Here is a 17,265-nt window from a genome sequence, read left to right on the forward strand (position 1 = left end):
TTGTTACGCGCTCAGGGTCGCCTTGCCGCGTCGAGCGCGGTAAGCGGGGCGGATGCACAGCGAGCGGAGCGAATCCGCCGCGTAAACGGCCACGGTTCAGGGGCAGTCTATGACTCAGTGGGTGTACAGTTTCGGCGGCGGCTCGGCTGACGGCGATGCTTCGATGAAGAACCTTCTCGGCGGCAAGGGCGCGAACCTGGCCGAGATGTCGTCGCTGGGGCTGCCGGTCCCGCCGGGCTTTACGGTGACGACCGAGGCCTGCAACCACTACTATGCGCAGGGACAGACCTACCCCGGCGAACTGGCCGAGCAGGTGCAGGCCGGGCTGGCCAAGGTCGAGGGCATTGTCGGCAAGACGTTCGGTGACGCCTCGAACCCGCTGCTGGTCTCGGTCCGTTCGGGCGCCCGCGCGTCGATGCCGGGGATGATGGACACGGTCCTGAACCTGGGCCTGAACGACGAGACGGTGGAGGGGCTGGCGGCCCTGTCGGGCGACCGCCGCTTCGCCTTCGACAGCTATCGCCGCTTCATCACCATGTATTCGAACGTGGTGCTGGGTCTGGGCCACGACCACTTTGAGGAAGTGCTGGACGACCACAAGGACCGGCTGGGCGTCACGGTCGACACCGATCTGAGCGCCAAGGACTGGGAAAAGGTCGTCGCCGACTACAAGCAGGTGGTCGAGCGCAATCTGGGACACGCCTTCCCGCAGGATCCGAAGGATCAGCTGTGGGGCGCCGTGGGCGCCGTCTTCGCAAGCTGGATGAACGACCGGGCGAAATTCTATCGCCGCATGCACGACATCCCCGAGAGCTGGGGCACGGCTGTGAACATCCAGTCGATGGTGTTCGGCAATATGGGTGAGACCTCGGCGACCGGCGTGGCCTTCACCCGCAATCCGTCGACCGGCGAGGCGAAGCTTTACGGCGAGTTCCTGATCAACGCCCAGGGCGAGGATGTGGTCGCGGGCATCCGCACGCCGCAGTCGCTGACCAGGGCCGGTCGCGAGGAGATGGGCGAGACGGCGCTGTCGATGGAAGAGGCGATGCCGGACGTCTTCGGCCAGTTCGTCGACGTCGTCGGCCGGCTGGAAACCCACTACCGCGACATGCAGGACATCGAGTTCACGGTCGAACAGGGCCGGCTGTGGATGCTGCAGACCCGTAACGGCAAGCGCACGGCCAAGTCGGCGCTGAAGATCGCGGTCGAGCTGGCCGCCGAGGGCGTGATCTCGGAAGAAGAGGCCGTCAGCCGGGTCGAGCCGGCCGCGCTGGATCAGCTGCTGCACCCGACGCTGGACCCGAACGCCGCGCGCAGCGTGGTGGCCCAAGGCCTGCCCGCCTCGCCCGGCGCGGCGACCGGCAAGATCGTGTTCGACGCCGACGAGGCCGAACGTCTGGCCCAGCTGGGCGAGGCCGTCATTCTGGTGCGTGAGGAAACCAGCCCGGAAGACATCCACGGCATGCACGCGGCGCGCGGCATCGTCACGGCGCGCGGCGGCATGACCAGCCACGCGGCGGTCGTCGCGCGCGGCATGGGGCGTCCCTGCGTCTCGGGCGCGGGCGAAATCCACATCGACGACAAGGCGCAGACCTTCACGGCGCGCGGCCGCACCTTCCACGCGGGCGAGATCGTCACCATCGACGGCGGCAAGGGCGAGGTGCTGGACGGCGCCGTGGCCATGATCGAGCCGGAGTTGACGGGCGATTTCCAGACCCTGATGGCCTGGGCCGACAAGGTTCGTCGTCTGGCCGTGCGCGCCAATGCCGAGACGCCGCTGGACGCCCGCACCGCGCGCGGCTTCGGCGCCGAGGGCATCGGCCTGTGCCGGACCGAGCATATGTTCTTCGACGACACCCGGATCGCCGCCGTGCGCGAGATGATCCTCGCCGATGACGAGGCCGGTCGCCGTCTGGCGCTGGCCAAGATCGCGCCGTTCCAGAAGTCGGACTTCGTCGAGCTGTTCCAGATCATGGTCGGGCTGCCGGTGACGGTGCGCCTGCTGGACCCGCCGCTGCACGAGTTCATTCCGCACACGGACGAGGACATCGACGCCTTGGCCGCAGGGTCCGGTCTGGACGCCGCCAAACTGAAGCGCCGGGCCAAGGAACTGCACGAGACCAATCCGATGCTGGGCCACCGCGGCTGCCGCCTCGGCGTCGCCTATCCCGAAATCTACGAGATGCAGGTCCGGGCCGTGCTGGAGGCCGCGCTGGAGGTGAAGCAGGCGACGGGTCTGGCCCCGATCCCGGAGATCATGCACCCGCTGGTCGCCCTGGGCCTCGAGATGAAATACCTGCGCGAGCTGACAGACCGGACGGCGAAGACCGTCTTCGAGGAAGCGGGCGATACGGTCGAGTATCTGGTCGGGACCATGATCGAACTGCCCCGCGCCGCCCTGCGGGCCGGGGATCTGGCCGAGCACGCCCAGTTCTTCAGCTTCGGCACCAATGACCTGACCCAGACGACGTTCGGCATCAGCCGCGACGACTCCGGCCGCTTCCTGCAGGCCTATATGGACAAGGGCATCTTCGAGACCGACCCCTTCGTCCGGCTGGACCGGGACGGCGTCGGCGATCTGATCCGCATCGCCGCCGAGCGCAGTGGGGCGGTGCGTCCCGACATCAAGATGGGCATCTGCGGCGAGCATGGCGGCGATCCGTCGTCGATCGCCTTCTGCGAAGAGGTCGGTCTGGATTACGTGAGCTGCTCGCCCTACCGCGTGCCGATCGCCCGTCTGGCCGCCGCCCAGGCCGCGCTGCACGCGCGGGCGGGGACGGAGCGCGAAAAAGACCGCTAGGTTTCGCGTCGCCAGAATAACACCATGATAAGGTCACGGTTGACGTATCGTCGTCTGTGCCTGTTCGCGCACAGTCGACGGGAAGTCGGAATCCGGGTCTGGAACCGCTGACTTCTGGGCCCATTTGTATCCCGCTGGATGGGGCCGGTGACCACAGAAGTCACCGCATCTAGAGGATACAGAAACAATGCGTAACGTTCTTCTCGCGACTGCTGCTCTTACTCTGATCGCCGCGCCGGCTCTGGCGCAAGATCCGGGCTCCCGCGTCACCGGCTCGATCGGTTACACGCAACTGGACACCGACGGTGGCGATCTCGGCGCCGTGACCGGCCGCGCCGGTTATGACTTCACCCGCAATTTCGGGGTCGAAGGCGAAGCCTCCATCGGCGTGAGCGATGACGACTTCACCGTCGCCGGCGTCCCGGGCTCGATCGAGCACAAGTATGACGCCGCCGCCTATGGCGTTGCCAAGCTGCCGATCAATGAAAACTTCGAGCTGTTCGGCCGTCTCGGCTACGGCACCACGCGGGTGAAGGCCGAGGTCGCCGGCATCCAGTCGTCGGACAGCACCGAAAGCATCAACTACGGCGTCGGCGCCAACTACTTCATCGACGGCCAGAACGGCGTGCGCGCCGACTGGACCCGCCGCGACTTCCGCGGCGACGCCGGTGAAGCCGACACCTACGGCCTGAGCTTCGTGCGTCGCTTCTAAGCGGCTTCGAGGTTCAGATGAGGAGGCCCGCCGCTCCCCCGGCGGGCCTTTTCTCGTTATGCGTGAGGATCTTGTGGCATACGCAGCACACTCATAACGACAGTCGCGCGAACGCCGCGCCACCTTTACGCATATGGCTACGCTTTTGCCTCGGGATCGGCCAAAGAGCGGGCCCGCCACTTCTGGCGGCTTATTTCGGGGGAAATAACCATGCGTCTTCTCGTTCTCGCGGCCGCCCTGGCCGCGGCTGCCGCCGTGGCCGCTCCGGCCGCCGCGCAATCGCTGACCAAGCCGGAATTCACGGCCTCGGTCGGCTACGCCCGCTTCGCTGACGGCAGCGAGGACTGGGACGGTCACGCCGTCGCCGTCCGCGGCGCCGCCCGCCTGCACCGCTATTTCGGCGTTGAAGCCGAAGGCAACCTGGGTCTCGGCTCGTCGGAGATCGACGGCGTCGACCTGTCGATGAACCACACCATCGCCGGCTATGTGGTGGCCTATCTGCCGCTGTCCGAGAACGTCGACCTGTACGCCCGCGCGGGCTACGGCTCGACCGAGTTCGAAGTCGAATTCGGCGGCGCCAAATTCACCGACAGCTACGACGGCCTGGCCCTCGGCATCGGCGGCCAATACTTCTTCGACGGCTCGGACAACGGCGTCCGCATGGACGTGACGCGTCACGAGTATGACGAACTGGACGGCGGCTTCGACGCCGTGTCCTTCTCCTACGTGCGCCGCTTCTGATCCTTACGGTCAGGCGAAACGACGAAGGCCCGCGGTGAAGACCGCGGGCCTTTTGCGTGGGATCGTGCTGTCGTCAGACGACGCCGGGTTGCAGGGCCCAGCGCATCGAGCCTTCGCCGAAGGGGCGGAAGAAAAGGTCACGGTAGCGTTCGAAGACCTCGATGATCTTCGAGGCCAGGTCCTGGGCCACGGTTTCACCGCGCTGGCGTTTCATCGCCGCGATACATTGGACCACGTCCCTTTGATGCGCGGAACCGCCCATGCTCTTGAGCACGGTCGTGATGTCCTCGGCCAACGGATCGATGGCCTTGCTCCAGGGATTGGTGTTCTGAGTCATGCGGGACGCCCCCTTGTTCTCGACACTGGCGAACCGGTCGCAAAATCGCGGGCCGGATGCAAGCGTCACCGCGATTTCGTGATCGAGGCGAGTGTGGACCTCTTGGGGATGAACGGCGTTCGGACAGGATGACCTGTTCCCGCGCCCTCGCCCTGACCACGATCCTGATGCTGGGAGCGTGTGACCGGCAGACGGTCAACCCGCCGACCGAGCCCGCCGAAGCCATCGCCACGAGCGAGGTCGCACCGCCCGCGCCGAGCCCGCCGGGCGTCGGGCCTTCGCTGCCGGGCGCGGGGCCGCAAAGCTTCGTCGGACGCTGGGCCGCTGAAGCGGCGTGGTGCAACAACACAACCGGCCCCCAGCGCCCGATCACAATCACCCCGTTGCGGGTCGAGGGCTATGAGAACAGCTGCGCCATCACCACTCTGGATGAGGTGGTCGACGGCTATGAGGTCGCCCTGGCCTGCCAGGCAGAAGGGGCCGCGACCGGCGAACGGGTGCGCCTGTCGGTGCAGGACGAGGTGCTGCGCCTGACCTGGCTGAACCGGAACGACGCGGTGGTGCTGCTGAAACGCTGCCCGGCGGCGGTGAGGGCCCCCACGCCCGGTCGTTAGTCGGCTGAAGCCGGCGCAGCCTTCGGCGTTCCGTCGGGGTTGTAGAACTCGGACATCCGTTCGACCACCAGCTCCCGGGTGGTGGCGGGGAACAGCAGGCCCCGGCCGGGGGGCAGGGCGCCCAGCAAGCGGGCGCGGACCGACCCGTCGACGTTGACGCCGTCGACCATCAGCCGGATGCCGTTCAGGCCGTGGTACTGACCGCGTCCGTTGACGTCGGTCCGGATGCGGATGCGGCTGGCGACGTTCAGGCTGTCATGGGCGAGGCCGGTCAGGAGTTCGAACTCGACGATCGCCGGTCCGAGGGTTCCATCGGCTTTCAAAAGCCCGCGGGTCGCGCCGTAGTAGCGGAGAACGACCAGTTCCCGGAACTCGCCGCGCGTATCCGGCTCAACCGCGAAGGCGGCGCTTTCTTCAACGCCTTCGTCGTGTCCGAAGGTCAGGAACTGGAACCGGCTGGCGGGAATGCCGCCCTGCCAGATGTTGTTCTCCATCAACTGTTCGGAGACGCCGTCGCCGTTCTTGTCGAGGTAGCAATAGATGTTGCCGCGCGCGAAGGCGTTCTCCGGGTTGAAGCGGCGCCAGCACCAGTAGTCCCCGTCCGGGCCGACCCCGGGCCATAGGGCGGCGCCGACGGGGCCGTATTTCTCGCCATTGCGCACCGAGCGGGTGATGCGCGCGACGGCGGCGGGACGGACCCACTGTTCAAACAGGACATCGCCATGGTCGACCTCGCGGAAGTCGGCGTCGGGCTGGATCGTGGTCTCGACGTTCAGGACGGCCTGGGCGGCGGGGCGGCCGATCATGGGCGTGGCGCGGCGGCGGATCGCCTCCGGCAACTCTTCCCAGGTCAGGACATCCTCCACCGCACCGTCGGGCGCGGCAGGGATCGGAGCGGGCGTCGAGGCGGGCTCCTGCGCGACGGCGGTGAAGGCGGCAAGGCTGAAGATCGCGGCGGCGGACAGGCGGAGGGCGTAGCGCATCAGTAAACCACCCAGCGGGTCGTGGTGACGATCTGAAGCATGATCTGGTCGACGTGAGGCTGCATGGTCTCGACCACCCGGTAGCGGATGGTGTCGTCGTCGTTGACGCCGAGGACCTCTATGACGGTGTCCTTGATGCGGATGGTGGCCCTTTGGCCCCCCTCAAGCGGGATGCGGCGCTCGCCGCCGGCCCCGCTGAGCGTGACGAGGTGCTGGCCCGGGATGCGGAAGCCGACGGCGGGGATGATGTGGGTGGCCGTGCGCGGCACGTTGCGTCCGGCGCGCATCGCCCGTCCGACGGGACGCACGATCTGATAGGTGATCTCGTAGTCGACCGAAGGGCCGTCGGCGAGTGGGATGCGGCTGTAGGGCACCGGCGCGGGCAGGGGGCGCGCCGCGCCCGAACCAAACACCAGCAGCGGAACGCCGTTGAACGGTACGCCGGAGTCGATGGCCTCATCGAAGCGACCGTCATCGTCGCGATCCACGTAGCAGATGAACTGATCCTCGTTGAACCAGCTCCGCGACTCGGCGATCGCGCAGTAGGACCAGGCGTCATCGGTATAGGCGCCGAACATCAGCGTGCCTGCGGGGAACGACTTGTCCTTGAACCAGCCTGTGCCTTCGGCGGGGGCGACGGCGTCTAGTCGGGCCGACCGGACCGAGGTCACGCGATGCGTCACCAGAGGGCGGCCTTCCCGGCCCGCCTGCTCTGCGGGGTTCGCCGCGACGCCGTGAATTACGAAGGGGGTGGAAGGCCTCGACTGGGCCGACGCGGGCGAACCCGCGCCCACCAGCGCAGCCAGACAGGCGCCGAGAACCAGCGCCGTTCCGTCTTTGTAGTTCAACTGCAATCCCCCCGAACCCTATCGGTCCATAGCGGCGGTACGGCAGCGCTTCAACTCAGTTGAAGAGGAAGTTCATCACGTCGCCGTCCTTGACGACATAGGCCTTGCCTTCGGCGCGCAGCTTGCCGGCTTCGCGGGCCTTGGCCTCGCCCTTCAGGGCGACGAAGTCGTCGAAGGCGATGGTTTCGGCGCGGATGAAGCCCTTTTCGAAATCCGTGTGGATCACGCCGGCGGCCTGCGGGGCGGTGGCGCCGACCGGGATGGTCCAGGCGCGCGCTTCCTTGGGGCCCACGGTGAAGTAGGACTGCAGGCCCAGCAGCTTGTAGGCCTCGCGGATCAGGCGGTTCAGGCCCGGCTCGGCCAGACCCAGGCTCTCCAGAAACTCGGCCTGTTCCTCGGCGTCCAGCACGGCCAGTTCGGAATCGATCTTGGCCGAGATGACGACGGCGTTGGCGTTGTCCTCGGCGGCGCGTTTGGCGACCAGGTCGGACAGTTCATTGCCCTTGTCGGCCGAGCCTTCGTCCACGTTGGAGACGTAGAGGGCGGGCAGGGAGGTCAGCAGCTGCAGCATGTGCCACGCCTTCTCGTCCTCCTTGTCGACCTTGACCACGCGGGCGGGCTTGCCGGCGCGCAGGGGCTCCAGCGCCATGTTGATCAGGCGCAGGGTGGTCTGCATCTCCTTGTCGCCGCCCTTGGCGCGCTTCTCGACGTTGGCGTACCGCTTCTCGAGGCTTTCGAGGTCGGCCAGCATCAGCTCGGTCTCGATGATGTCGAGGTCCGAGATCGGGTCGATGCGGTTCTCGACGTGGGTGATGTCGTCGTCGATGAAGCAGCGGGCCACGAAGGCCACGGCGTCACAGTCGCGGATGTTGGCCAGGAACTGGTTGCCCAGACCCTCGCCCTTGGAGGCGCCGCGGACCAGACCGGCGATGTCCACGAAGGTGATCCGCGACGGAATGATCTCCTTGGAGCCCGCGATGGCGGCCAGTGCGTCCAGACGCGGCTCCGGCACGGCCACGTCGCCGGTGTTCGGCTCGATGGTGCAGAACGGATAGTTGGCCGCCTGGGCCGCCGCCGTCTTGGTCAGGGCGTTGAACAGGGTGGACTTGCCGACGTTGGGCAGGCCGACGATCGCGACTTTAAGGGCCATGGGTCTCAGGAGCTTTCAATGAGCGCGAGCCTTTAACCGGTCCGGGCCGGTTTGTCAGGCTCTAGTGACCCGCGTAGGCGTCCGCCTCGGTGATCTGAGGCTGGCCGACGACCGCCGTCACCTCGACCGGGGCGGCGGAGGCGAAGGTCAGGGTCAGGGGCACGGTCTGGCCCATCGTGATCGGCGTCTCGACCGACAGCAGCATGATGTGGTTGCCGCCGGGCTTCAGCTCGACCTTCTGCCCGGCCGGGAGGGGCAGGCCGTCCTTCAGCTCGTGCATCATCATCATATTGCTCTCGATCCGGCTCTCGTGGATCTGCACCCGCCCGGCGACCGGGGTGGCCACGCTCATCAGACGATCGTCGGCGGCGGAGGTCAGGGTCAGATAGCAGCCGGTCATCTGGCGGCCGACCGGCGTCGGGCGGCAGATGGCGTCGGCCGCGGCCACGGTGTTGGGCGTTCCGCCGCCCGAGGACGGGTTCGAACAGGCGGCCAGCAGGGCGAGGGCGGCGAGAGGAAACAGGGTGCGGGTCATCATGGTCCGGGTGTCTTTCAGCGTGTGGCAGGTCTGGAACGGAAAGCGACGCGGAGCAACCGGTCGGCGAGCAGGGCGGCGATCAGGCTTAGGCCGGTCAGGGGGTAGATCAGGCCCAGCGGCACGACGATCCCCAGCACCGCAGCCCGCAGGCGCAGGCCGTCCGGCGCGGCCGGAGCGCCGAGGCGGCGGGCGGACAGGCTGGGCGGACGGCGCGTCCACCACATGACCATGCCGCTGATCGCCAGCAGCCAGATGCCGATACAGCCCGCCAGCATGATCCAGCGATTGATCGCGCCGAACTGGGTGCCCTGATGGGTGTAGATGCCCCATTCGATGGCCTTGGCGCCCGCGCCGAACTGGCTGAAGCCGATGTCGGCGACGATGCGGTGATCGGACGGGTCGATGTAGAGGGCCCGACTGTCCTGCACCCGCTTCACCTGGGCGGTGACGGTCCAGGTCGTGTCGGACGCGGCGGGGATGGCGATCATATAGGGGCGCGGCAGGCGGGCGGCGTCGGCCCGCTCGACCATGCCCGACAGCGGACCGGCCATGGCGGCGTGGTCATGGGCGGGCAGGACCATGCCCTCCATCGTCCAGCCCGCGCCGTCCGGGTGGTCGGCGTGTCCGGCGCGCTGCCAGGCGCCCGCGACGGGGGCGGCGGGGCGGCCCAGACCGCTGGTCTTCACCACGTCCATGATCCGATCGCCCCAGACCGCGGACCAGGGCATGCCGGTGACGGCGAGGAACAGGATCACGCCGCCGACATACAGGCCGGTCAGGGCGTGCAGGTCGCGCCAGAAGGGACGGCGGCGCACGTCGGTCGTGCTCAGGGCCACGACGCCCGCCTGCCGCCTGCGTGGCCACCACAGGTACAGACCTGTGGCGAACAGGACGATGGTCCAGCCCGCCACGATCTCCACCAGAATGTTCATCACCGGCCCGAAGAAGGTGAGGGAGTGCAGGGATTTGATGAGCTCAATCACCCCGCCGAAGTCGGTCACGCCGGTGACGCGGGCGGTATGGGGATCGACGAAGACGGTGCGGCGCGTTCCGTCCGGGCGGTCGATGCGGAAGCGGACGGCCTGATCGGGTCGTTCCGGCATCAGGACAGCGGCGGCGCGTCCGCGTCCCGCCTGGGCCGCCGCGCCGATCCAGTCATCGGGCGAGGCCGTCTGCGTCGCGACCGGAACCTCGATCATGCGCCGGTAGACGGCATGGTCGATCTCGTCCCTGAACAGATAGGCCCCGCCGGTCAGGGCCAGAAGCATCAGGAAGGGCATGACCAGCAGGCCGGCGTAGAAATGCCAGCGCCAGACGGCGCGATAGGCGCCGGAGAGGGGCGTGCTAGGGGGCGTGGCGGGGGGCGGGGCGGACGGGTTCGGCATCTCGGTCATCCTCGTCACCCTCACAGGGCCAGCCGCAGGCCGAGGAAGACAGCGCGTCCCTCGCCCGGATTGAACACGACCGTCGAGACCGGCGTCTGGGGAGCCGGAGGATTGGGACGGGCGTCCGTGATGGCCGAGAACTCGTTTACGTGCCGCTCGTCGGTCAGGTTCCGGCCGTCCACGAACAGGGTCAGCCCGTGCCTGACCTCCCAGCTCGCGTTCAGCCCCAGCAGGGTATAGCCGGGCGCCTTCAGCGTGTTGGCGTAGTCGACCCAGACGTCGCTGATCCGCCACTCCACCGACGGGGTCAGGGTCAGGCCCGACGGATGCCGCCAGGCCAGCTCGGCGCGCCAGGCGTGCTCCGGCGCGACGGGCAGGCGGTTGTCGCCCCAGCGCGCGTCATCGACGAAGCGGAAGTCGTTCCAGGCATAGGTCTGGCGCAGCAGCAGCGAACCGTCGAGCACCCCGGTCGGCAGACGCCAGTCCAGCCCGGCCTCGATCCCCTGGTGCACCGTCTCTCCGGCGTTGAAGGTGGCGGCCGGAATTCCCGGGCCGGTGATGAAGTTCAGCAACTCACCGTCGATCTCGCTTCGGTAGGCGGTCACATCCCACGCCAGGGCGCCGCGACGCCCCCGTGTGCCGATCTCGGCCGTCCAGGCGTCCTGCACCTCCAGCGGGGTGAAGCCGACCACCGTGGTTTGAACCAGAGCGCCATAGGTCGGCGGTTCCACCGACCGGGTGACATTGGCGAACACCTGGGCGCCGTCCTCCGCCTCCCACAACAGGCCCAGACGGGGCGAGACCCACTCGTAGTCGATCGCGTCGTCGTTGGCCGCATTGACCCGGTCGGCATAGTCGCGCGTGGCCCGGCCGAACGAGCCGCCCGCCACCAGCGCCAGCCGGTCGGTCACGAACAGCCGGCCTTCAGCGAACACATCCAGACCCGTCGCCTTCTGCAGATTGTCTGCGGTCAGGGCGCCCGCCTGGCCGGCGGTGTTGATGTAGCGCTGACTGTCGATCTGCCCGTCGCGATAGCTGAGGCCATAGAAGAGGTCGGCCCGCATGCCGGCCACCTGACCGGTCCAGTCGAAGCGACCGAACAGGCCGGCGGTCTCGCTGTTGGTGTTCAGCACCTGGAAGATCGGGTGCCACAGCTCCTTCTCCCAGCCCCAGACCGCGCCCTCGAAGACCGTCGACCCGTTCAGCCGCCACCGGGTCTGCAGCGTCAACCGTTTCAGCGTCAGGTCGCGAGCCTGATCGCCGCTGATCGCACCGGGGTTGGCGATTTCGGGGGTGTTCAGGGCGTCGGTCAGCGACAGCGACCCCGGGATGTCCTGTTTGATGTCGGCGGCCTGATAGATCAGTCGCACCTCGCGGTCCTCGCCGAACGAGCGGCCGAGGTTGAGGGTCAGGCGCGCCTGGCTCTGTTCGCTGTGGTCGCGATAGCCGTCCGACTGCAGGGCCGAGACGGCCGCGAACAGGTCCCAATCGCCGGACTGGCGCGCCAGCTGGACGCTGGCCCTCTGGCTGTTGAACGATCCGCCCTCCAGCTGCAGCACCGTGTCGTCTATGGCGGTGCGGCCGGTCGGGGTGACCTGATTGATCGCGCCGCCCAGCTGGGCGCCGCCGAAGCGCAGGGTATTGGCCCCCTTGTAGATCTCGATGTAGCGGGCGCTCAGCGGATCGACGCCCTGGAAATCCGAGAAGCCGTCGGCGTCGGCGAAGGGCACGCCGTCCTGGGCGAACAGCACGCCGCGCTGGTGGAAGCCCTGGGCCAGGCCCGAGCCGCGGATCGACAGGCGGGCTTCCTCGCCATAGCGCTTCTGGGCCAGCACGCCGGGCACGTTGCGCAGGGTGTCGGCGAAGGTCTGGGCGAAGCGGTTGGCGTAGCTTTCGGCCGAGACCACAGCCACCGCGCCCGGGGTGCGGGACAGGCGGTCGCGGGCGTCGGCGACCACGGCGGGGTCTTCGGCATTGCGCCGCGCGGTGACGATGACGGTGTCCAGGGTCGTGGGGTCGTCCGGCCCGGCGGCGGGCTCGGAGGCATGGGCGAAGGCGGGCGTGGCGATGGCCGCCAGCAGCAGGGCGCAGGGCGCCGCAGTGGTCCGAAGGGACATGAGGGATCAATCCTGAAACAGAAAAACGCCGCGTCGCCGGACGGCGCGCGGGATCAGGCGCGGGGACGCGCCGGGGTCTGCTTCAGATCCGGGGGGGTGCGGTGGACGGCGGTCGCGGCGGTGCGCGCGCGGGCGGCGGCGGGGCGGCGATCAGGGCGGTGAAGGTCGCCGCGGGCGTGACCGTCGGCGGGGTGCAGGGCTGGACCCGCGGCGGGGTCGGGAGGACCGCAGCCACCGCCATCACGCAGGCGGCGCATCTGGGCGGCGGGACCGAACGGTCCGGCTTGCCGTCGGCGTCCAGCCTGATGGTCTGGGGGCCGTCGCTGGAGCAGAGCACCAGCGTCTGTCCCGGCCGGGCCGCCGCCATGGCGGCATAGGGCAGCAGGCTTCCGAGCACGATGGCGAACGTCGCGGCCATCAGGGCCAGCGAACGCCAGATCGACCAGGACTCGGTCTGCGGACGGGTCACGTGCGGGCTGTAGCCTGACGCGGCCCTAACCGGAAGAGCGGCGCGCTGTCACGCTTCGGCTCGACAACCTCCTGAAACGCGTGCGAGCCTGAGGCTGCAACCGGGGAAGTATCCGAATGTCCGCTCGCCATTCCGTTCGACTGACCTTGCTGGTGGGAAGCGCGCTGACCGTACTGGGAGCCGGCGCCGCCGTCGCGCAACAGGCCCAGACCGGGGCGGGCGGGCCGGATTCGGTATCCCTGACCGTCTATAACCAGAACGTCGCCCTGGTGGAGGATACGCGCAGCCTCGACATTCCTGCCGGTCGCTCGCGGCGGGAGTTCCCCGGCGTCTCCGCCAGCATCCGGCCCGAGACCGTCGGCCTGTCCGGGCGCGGCCTGTCGGTGGTGGAGCAGAATTTCGACTACGATCTGCTGACCCCGGATCGGCTGATGCAGGCGGCGGTCGGCGGCGAGATCGGCATCGTTCGCACCAATCCCGGCACCGGGGCCCAGCAGACCGACCGGGCCCGCGTGCTGGCGGCCAATGAAGGCGTGGTGCTGGAGGTCGGCGGCAAGATCGAGGTGCTGCGCGACGACGGCCTGCCGACGCGTGTGATCTTCGACGAGGTGCCGACCAATCTGCGGCCCCGCCCGACCCTGAGCGTCACCCTTGACGCCGAGGGCGCGGGACGCCGGGACGTGACGCTGAACTATCTGACCACGGGACTGGCGTGGAAGGCGGACTATGTCGCCCGCTATGACGAGATGGCCGGGACGCTGGACCTGACCGGCTGGGTGACCCTGACCAACCGGTCGGGCGTGACCTTCACCGATGCGCGGACGCGGGTGGTGGCGGGTGACGTGTCGGTGCTGAACGCGCCCTATGATTCGCGCAGCGGGACCTATGCCTCCCCGCCCGCGCCGCGCGGCGCGGGGACCCAGCCGGGAGGCGCGCGTGGGCTGGCCGACGTCTACATCTATCCGCTGCCCGAGCCGGTCACGGTCGCCAACAACCAGACCAAGCAGGTCGGCCTGCTGGACGTCGCCGGCGTGCCTGCGACCAAACGCTACGTCTTCGAGACGGACCGGTTCGAGACCGCGCGGGAGCCCTTGGGCGCCGAGGTCGCCATGGCCTTCTCGAACAGCGCCGCCTCGGGCGTCGGCGCGCCGCTGCCTGCGGGGGTCATCCGGGTCTACGTCAACGACGCGGCGGGCGAGCCGCGCTTCATCGGCGAGGATCGCGTCGGCCATACCCCGGCGGGGTCGGACATCGTGATCACGACGGGCGCGGCCTTCGACGTGACCGTTCAGCCCCGCATCGTGCTGCAGGAGGCCGTTCAGCGCCGCAGGGGCCAGTCGCCGTGGACCCGCTACCAGATGGAGTACACCATCCGGAACGCCCGCGCGCAGCCGGTGATGGTCGAGGTCCGCCAGACGGAGCTCAGCCCCTCGGCCGAGGTGTCTGACCCGTCCATCGAGGCCGAACGCCGGGGCGACAGCCTGATCTGGCTGGTCCCCGTTCCGGCCAACGGTGAGGCGAAGCTGACCGCCACCGTCGTCACCGGCGACTGATCGCCATGCGGGTGTCGCTCGTCCTGGCCCTGATCACGGGGCTGGCCACGCCCGCTTGGGCCCAGGTGGAAAGTGTGTCTGCGCGTCCCGACCGGACGACGTTGGTGATCTATCGCTTTCACCCGATAAACACCTCCCGCTCACTCAAAGCCCTGCGGGAGGGGGACCGGTATGCGCGCCGGGATGGGCTGGCGATGATCGTGGAGACGCGGACGGTGGACGTCCCCGCCGGTGAGGCGATCATCCGGTTCGAGGGCGTGGCCGACGCCATCATCCCGGAAACGGCCGCTCTCGACGGTCTGCCCGGCGCGGTGCTGGAGCGAAATAGCAGCTTCGAGGGCCTCGGGCCGGGATCGCTGCTTCAACATTCGATCGGCGAAACCGTCAGCGTCGTGCGCGCCGATCCCCGGACCGGCGTCGAGACCGCCAGGCCCGCCGTTGTGCGCTCCGGCGCCGATGGCCCGATGCTTGAGATTGACGGCCGGCTGGAGGCCCTGTCCTGTGACGGGACGAACCAGCGGCTGATCTTCGACCGCGTTCCGGCAGGGCTGGGCGACAAACCCAGCCTGTCGATCCGCACCCGCTCGCCCGTCGCCGGGCGCTATAATGTCCGGTTGGCCTATCTGGCGGAGGGGCTGAACTGGTCGGCCGACTATGTGGCGCGCCTGGCGCCCGACGGGTCGTCCATGGACATCGAGGGGTGGATCACCCTGATGAATTTCACCGACGGCGACTTCACCGATGCCCCCGTTCATGTCGTGGCCGGCAATCTGTCCCGGGACTATGAGACCGAAGCGATCGAGCCTGTCGTCACCACGGTTACACCCCGCTGTGGGCCGATCGACACCACGACCCGCAACGGGCGGACAGGGACCATCGTGGGGACGCCCGTCGTCGACTATCTGGCGACCATGCCAGCGCTCTCGAACAGCTATGTCAGCGACGGGACCATGATCGATGAGGTCGTTGTGACCGGCAGTCGTATCCGGGCCGTCCTGTCGGATCTGGGCGACTACAAGCTCTACACCCTGGCCGAGCCGACCGACCTGAACGCCCGTCAGGCCAAGCAGGTTCGCTTCTTTGAGCAGCACGATGTCCGTTTCACCCGCACCTATCAGCTTCAGGCCCGGCACGAAGAGGACGAGCCTCAGGTTCCCCGTCTGCTGCTGAGGCTGCGGAATGAGGCGGAGGACGGTCTGGGCCTGCCCATGCCGGGGGGCGGGCTGAGCCTGATCGAGACCCAGGACGGCGGGACAGTCCTGACCGGCCAGGCCGAGTTCATGGACCGGGGCGAGGGCGTGCCGCTGGAGCTGCGGTTCGGCGAAGCCATGGGCCTTTCCGCCGGGATCGAGGTCACGGAAGAGGACGATCGGCGGGTCGGCGACATCGACATGCAGAAGGCCGCCGTCGAGGTCATCCTGACCAACGACAAGGATTGGCCGGTTGAAATCGAAGTCGTTCCGGAGTGGACCCGTTGGCCTGGGTTCCGCGTGCTGGAGCAGAGCCGTCGCAGCGTGATCAACGAGGCGGGCGACACCGTCTGGCGCGTCCGGGTCCCGGCCCATGGCTCCGAAACCGTGCGCTACACCATCCAGTCCGAAAACTAACCCTCGCCCTTGGCCGCCTGCTGGCGGGGGCTGAACTTCGGGGCGGGGGCGAGGCGCATGACTTCGCCTTGGTAGCGTTCGTCGTCGCCGGTCAGGGCGAAGGGCAGGGCGTCGGCGCAGGCGTCGAGCAGGGCCTGCAGCCAGGCCTGATCGGTCTTGGCGAAGTCGCCCAGCACGTGGGGCATGACCAGATGGCTCTCCCCCGGGTGGCCCACGCCCATGCGGGCGCGGCGGAAGTCGGCGCCCAGATGGCTGATCAGGCTGCGCACGCCGTTCTGGCCCGCGGCGCCGCCACCGGTCTTCATGCGGAAACGGCCGGGGGCCAGGTCGATCTCGTCGTGGAAGACGATCACCTCGGACGGCTTGATCTTGTAGAAGCGCGCGGCCTCGCCGACGGCCCGGCCGCTCTCGTTCATATAGGTCTGGGGCTTCATCAGCAGGACCTTCACCGCGCCGTCGGGCGTGGCGACCTCGCCCTCGCGGATCACCGACTGGAATTTGGCCCGCTCGGGTCCGAAGCGCCAGCGGCGCGCGATCTCATCGGCGGCCATGAAGCCGATGTTGTGGCGGTTCTTCTCGTATTTCGGGCCGGGATTGCCCAGGCCGGCGATGATGATCATGGCGGTGGTCCAGACAAGGAAACGGCCCCATCCGTAAACGGAAGGGGCCGCTCCAGAAACAGTCGATCGAGGGCGGTTTAGCCTTCGGTCTTTTCGCCTTCAGCGGCTTCGCCGTCTTCCGATTGCTCGGTGGCGGGCACTTCATCCGCGGCTTCTTCAGCGGCGGCGGCCTGTTCTTCGGCGATCGCTTCTTCGATCTCGTCAGCAGCCTTGGCGGCCGAAGAGGTCTTGATCGAGGCGATCACGAAGTCGCGGTCGGTGATGGTGGCTTCCACGTCCGAGGGGACCTTGACGTCCGACCAGCGGATGGTGTCGCCCAGCTTGTGGCCGGCCAGGTCGACGACCAGGTCTTCCGGGATGTGGTTGGCGGGGACCATGATCTCGACCGAGTGACGGACGACTTCAAGCGAACCGCCCTGACGGAAGGCCTTGCACTGGTCTTCGTTGATGAAGTGGATCTGGACTTCGATCTTGATGGTCGCGTTTTCGTCGACGCGCATCAGGTCGAAGTGCAGCGGACGGTCCGACACGGGGTCGAACTGCACGTCCTTGGCGATGACCGACTGGGTCTCGTCACCGTACTTCAGCGTGACCAGGTGGCCCAGCAGCTTGCCGGTGTACAGGTTCTTGCGGAAGTCCTTCTCGTTCACCGAGATGGCGACGGGGGCCTTGTCGCCACCGTACAGGATGCCGGGAACTGCGCCCGAGCGACGGGCCGCGCGCGCGCCGCCGGTGCCGGTGTTCTCGCGGACATCCACGTTCAGAATGATCTCGGCCATCTGGCTCGCCTC

At 68.2% G+C, this 17,265-nt stretch carries 15 protein-coding genes and 1 pseudogene; 6 read left to right on the forward strand and 10 right to left on the reverse strand.

The features are described from left to right. Positions 1-109 precede the first annotated feature (109 nt). The 3 genes from ppdK to ACW174_RS10340 all read left to right on the forward strand — a co-directional run bounded on the left by ppdK (position 110) and on the right by ACW174_RS10340 (position 4,253). Positions 110-2,800 (forward strand): pyruvate, phosphate dikinase, encoded by a 2,691-nt coding sequence (gene ppdK, locus ACW174_RS10330; RefSeq protein WP_492014345.1) that lies wholly within the window; start codon positions 110-112, stop codon positions 2,798-2,800. A 187-nt stretch (positions 2,801-2,987) separates the two neighbouring features. Continuing rightward, positions 2,988-3,512 carry a porin family protein gene (locus ACW174_RS10335; protein WP_492014346.1) on the forward strand — a complete coding sequence of 175 codons (525 nt, stop codon included), beginning with the start codon at positions 2,988-2,990 and terminating at the stop codon, positions 3,510-3,512. 210 nt (positions 3,513-3,722) lie between these two features. Then, positions 3,723-4,253 carry an outer membrane beta-barrel protein gene (locus ACW174_RS10340; RefSeq protein ID WP_492014347.1) on the forward strand — a complete coding sequence of 177 codons (531 nt, stop codon included), beginning with the start codon at positions 3,723-3,725 and terminating at the stop codon, positions 4,251-4,253. A gap of 73 nt (positions 4,254-4,326) precedes the next feature. Here the strand turns inward: ACW174_RS10340 and ACW174_RS10345 are convergent, their stop codons facing one another. Next, a complete protein-coding gene (locus ACW174_RS10345; protein WP_492014348.1) occupies positions 4,327-4,590 on the reverse strand; it encodes a hypothetical protein in 264 nt (87 codons plus the stop codon). Positions 4,591-4,718: 128 nt separating this feature from the next. Between ACW174_RS10345 and ACW174_RS10350 the strand changes: the two genes are divergently transcribed. Further along, a complete protein-coding gene (locus ACW174_RS10350) occupies positions 4,719-5,204 on the forward strand; it encodes a hypothetical protein (protein ID WP_492014349.1) in 486 nt (161 codons plus the stop codon). Here the strand turns inward: ACW174_RS10350 and ACW174_RS10355 are convergent. The 7 genes from ACW174_RS10355 to ACW174_RS10385 form a co-directional block, all read right to left on the reverse strand. Beyond that, a complete protein-coding gene (locus ACW174_RS10355; RefSeq protein WP_492014350.1) occupies positions 5,201-6,187 on the reverse strand; it encodes a hypothetical protein in 987 nt (328 codons plus the stop codon). The two genes, ACW174_RS10350 and ACW174_RS10355, sit on opposite strands and share 4 nt — an antisense overlap. After that, positions 6,187-7,035, reverse strand: a complete 849-nt coding sequence (locus ACW174_RS10360; protein ID WP_492014351.1) for a hypothetical protein — start codon at positions 7,033-7,035, stop codon at positions 6,187-6,189. Before ACW174_RS10360 ends, ACW174_RS10355 begins: the two co-directional genes overlap by 1 nt. 55 nt (positions 7,036-7,090) lie before the next feature. After that, positions 7,091-8,185: a redox-regulated ATPase YchF gene (gene ychF / locus ACW174_RS10365; protein WP_492014352.1), complete on the reverse strand. Its 1,095-nt coding sequence runs from the start codon at positions 8,183-8,185 to the stop codon at positions 7,091-7,093. Positions 8,186-8,246: 61 nt separating this feature from the next. Continuing rightward, the gene (locus ACW174_RS10370) at positions 8,247-8,723 is read right to left on the reverse strand and encodes a copper chaperone PCu(A)C (protein ID WP_492014353.1); all 477 of its coding nucleotides are present in this window, start codon (positions 8,721-8,723) and stop codon (positions 8,247-8,249) included. A 14-nt stretch (positions 8,724-8,737) separates the two neighbouring features. Next, entirely contained in the window at positions 8,738-10,117 is a 1,380-nt protein-coding gene (locus tag ACW174_RS10375; protein WP_492014354.1) for a PepSY-associated TM helix domain-containing protein, read from the reverse strand. 11 nt (positions 10,118-10,128) lie between these two features. After that, the gene (locus ACW174_RS10380; protein WP_492014355.1) at positions 10,129-12,225 is read right to left on the reverse strand and encodes a TonB-dependent receptor family protein; all 2,097 of its coding nucleotides are present in this window, start codon (positions 12,223-12,225) and stop codon (positions 10,129-10,131) included. A gap of 82 nt (positions 12,226-12,307) precedes the next feature. Beyond that, positions 12,308-12,694 (reverse strand): hypothetical protein, encoded by a 387-nt coding sequence (locus ACW174_RS10385; RefSeq protein ID WP_492014356.1) that lies wholly within the window; start codon positions 12,692-12,694, stop codon positions 12,308-12,310. Between the two features lie 116 nt (positions 12,695-12,810). Between ACW174_RS10385 and ACW174_RS10390 the strand changes: the two genes are divergently transcribed. Further along, positions 12,811-14,247 carry a DUF4139 domain-containing protein gene (locus tag ACW174_RS10390; RefSeq protein WP_492014357.1) on the forward strand — a complete coding sequence of 479 codons (1,437 nt, stop codon included), beginning with the start codon at positions 12,811-12,813 and terminating at the stop codon, positions 14,245-14,247. A 5-nt stretch (positions 14,248-14,252) separates the two neighbouring features. Further along, positions 14,253-15,854, forward strand: coding sequence for a DUF4139 domain-containing protein (locus ACW174_RS10395; protein ID WP_492014358.1), 1,602 nt, complete (start codon positions 14,253-14,255; stop codon positions 15,852-15,854). Here ACW174_RS10395 and pth read toward each other — a convergent pair. Together pth and ACW174_RS10405 are read right to left on the reverse strand one after the other, a co-directional pair. Beyond that, positions 15,851-16,474 (reverse strand): aminoacyl-tRNA hydrolase, encoded by a 624-nt coding sequence (gene pth / locus ACW174_RS10400; RefSeq protein WP_492014359.1) that lies wholly within the window; start codon positions 16,472-16,474, stop codon positions 15,851-15,853. The genes ACW174_RS10395 and pth overlap by 4 nt on opposite strands. A gap of 206 nt (positions 16,475-16,680) precedes the next feature. After that, positions 16,681-17,253: pseudogene (locus ACW174_RS10405) on the reverse strand (50S ribosomal protein L25/general stress protein Ctc); the annotation flags it as partial. Positions 17,254-17,265: the final 12 nt, after the last annotated feature.

Source organism: Brevundimonas sp. AVps31, assembly GCF_058681355.1.

What these genes read in the sequence shown, in the direction of transcription:
- ppdK (WP_492014345.1), top strand. Translation starts at nt 110, where the DNA reads ATGACTCAGTGGGTGTACAGTTTCGGCGGCGGCTCGGCTGACGGCGAT.
- ACW174_RS10335 (WP_492014346.1), top strand. Translation starts at nt 2,988, where the DNA reads ATGCGTAACGTTCTTCTCGCGACTGCTGCTCTTACTCTGATCGCCGCG.
- ACW174_RS10340 (WP_492014347.1), top strand. Translation starts at nt 3,723, where the DNA reads ATGCGTCTTCTCGTTCTCGCGGCCGCCCTGGCCGCGGCTGCCGCCGTG.
- ACW174_RS10345 (WP_492014348.1), bottom strand. Translation starts at nt 4,590, where the DNA reads ATGACTCAGAACACCAATCCCTGGAGCAAGGCCATCGATCCGTTGGCC.
- ACW174_RS10350 (WP_492014349.1), top strand. Translation starts at nt 4,719, where the DNA reads ATGACCTGTTCCCGCGCCCTCGCCCTGACCACGATCCTGATGCTGGGA.
- ACW174_RS10355 (WP_492014350.1), bottom strand. Translation starts at nt 6,187, where the DNA reads ATGCGCTACGCCCTCCGCCTGTCCGCCGCCGCGATCTTCAGCCTTGCC.
- ychF (WP_492014352.1), bottom strand. Translation starts at nt 8,185, where the DNA reads ATGGCCCTTAAAGTCGCGATCGTCGGCCTGCCCAACGTCGGCAAGTCC.
- ACW174_RS10370 (WP_492014353.1), bottom strand. Translation starts at nt 8,723, where the DNA reads ATGATGACCCGCACCCTGTTTCCTCTCGCCGCCCTCGCCCTGCTGGCC.
- ACW174_RS10375 (WP_492014354.1), bottom strand. Translation starts at nt 10,117, where the DNA reads ATGACCGAGATGCCGAACCCGTCCGCCCCGCCCCCCGCCACGCCCCCT.
- ACW174_RS10380 (WP_492014355.1), bottom strand. Translation starts at nt 12,225, where the DNA reads ATGTCCCTTCGGACCACTGCGGCGCCCTGCGCCCTGCTGCTGGCGGCC.
- ACW174_RS10390 (WP_492014357.1), top strand. Translation starts at nt 12,811, where the DNA reads ATGTCCGCTCGCCATTCCGTTCGACTGACCTTGCTGGTGGGAAGCGCG.
- ACW174_RS10395 (WP_492014358.1), top strand. Translation starts at nt 14,253, where the DNA reads ATGCGGGTGTCGCTCGTCCTGGCCCTGATCACGGGGCTGGCCACGCCC.
- pth (WP_492014359.1), bottom strand. Translation starts at nt 16,474, where the DNA reads ATGATCATCATCGCCGGCCTGGGCAATCCCGGCCCGAAATACGAGAAG.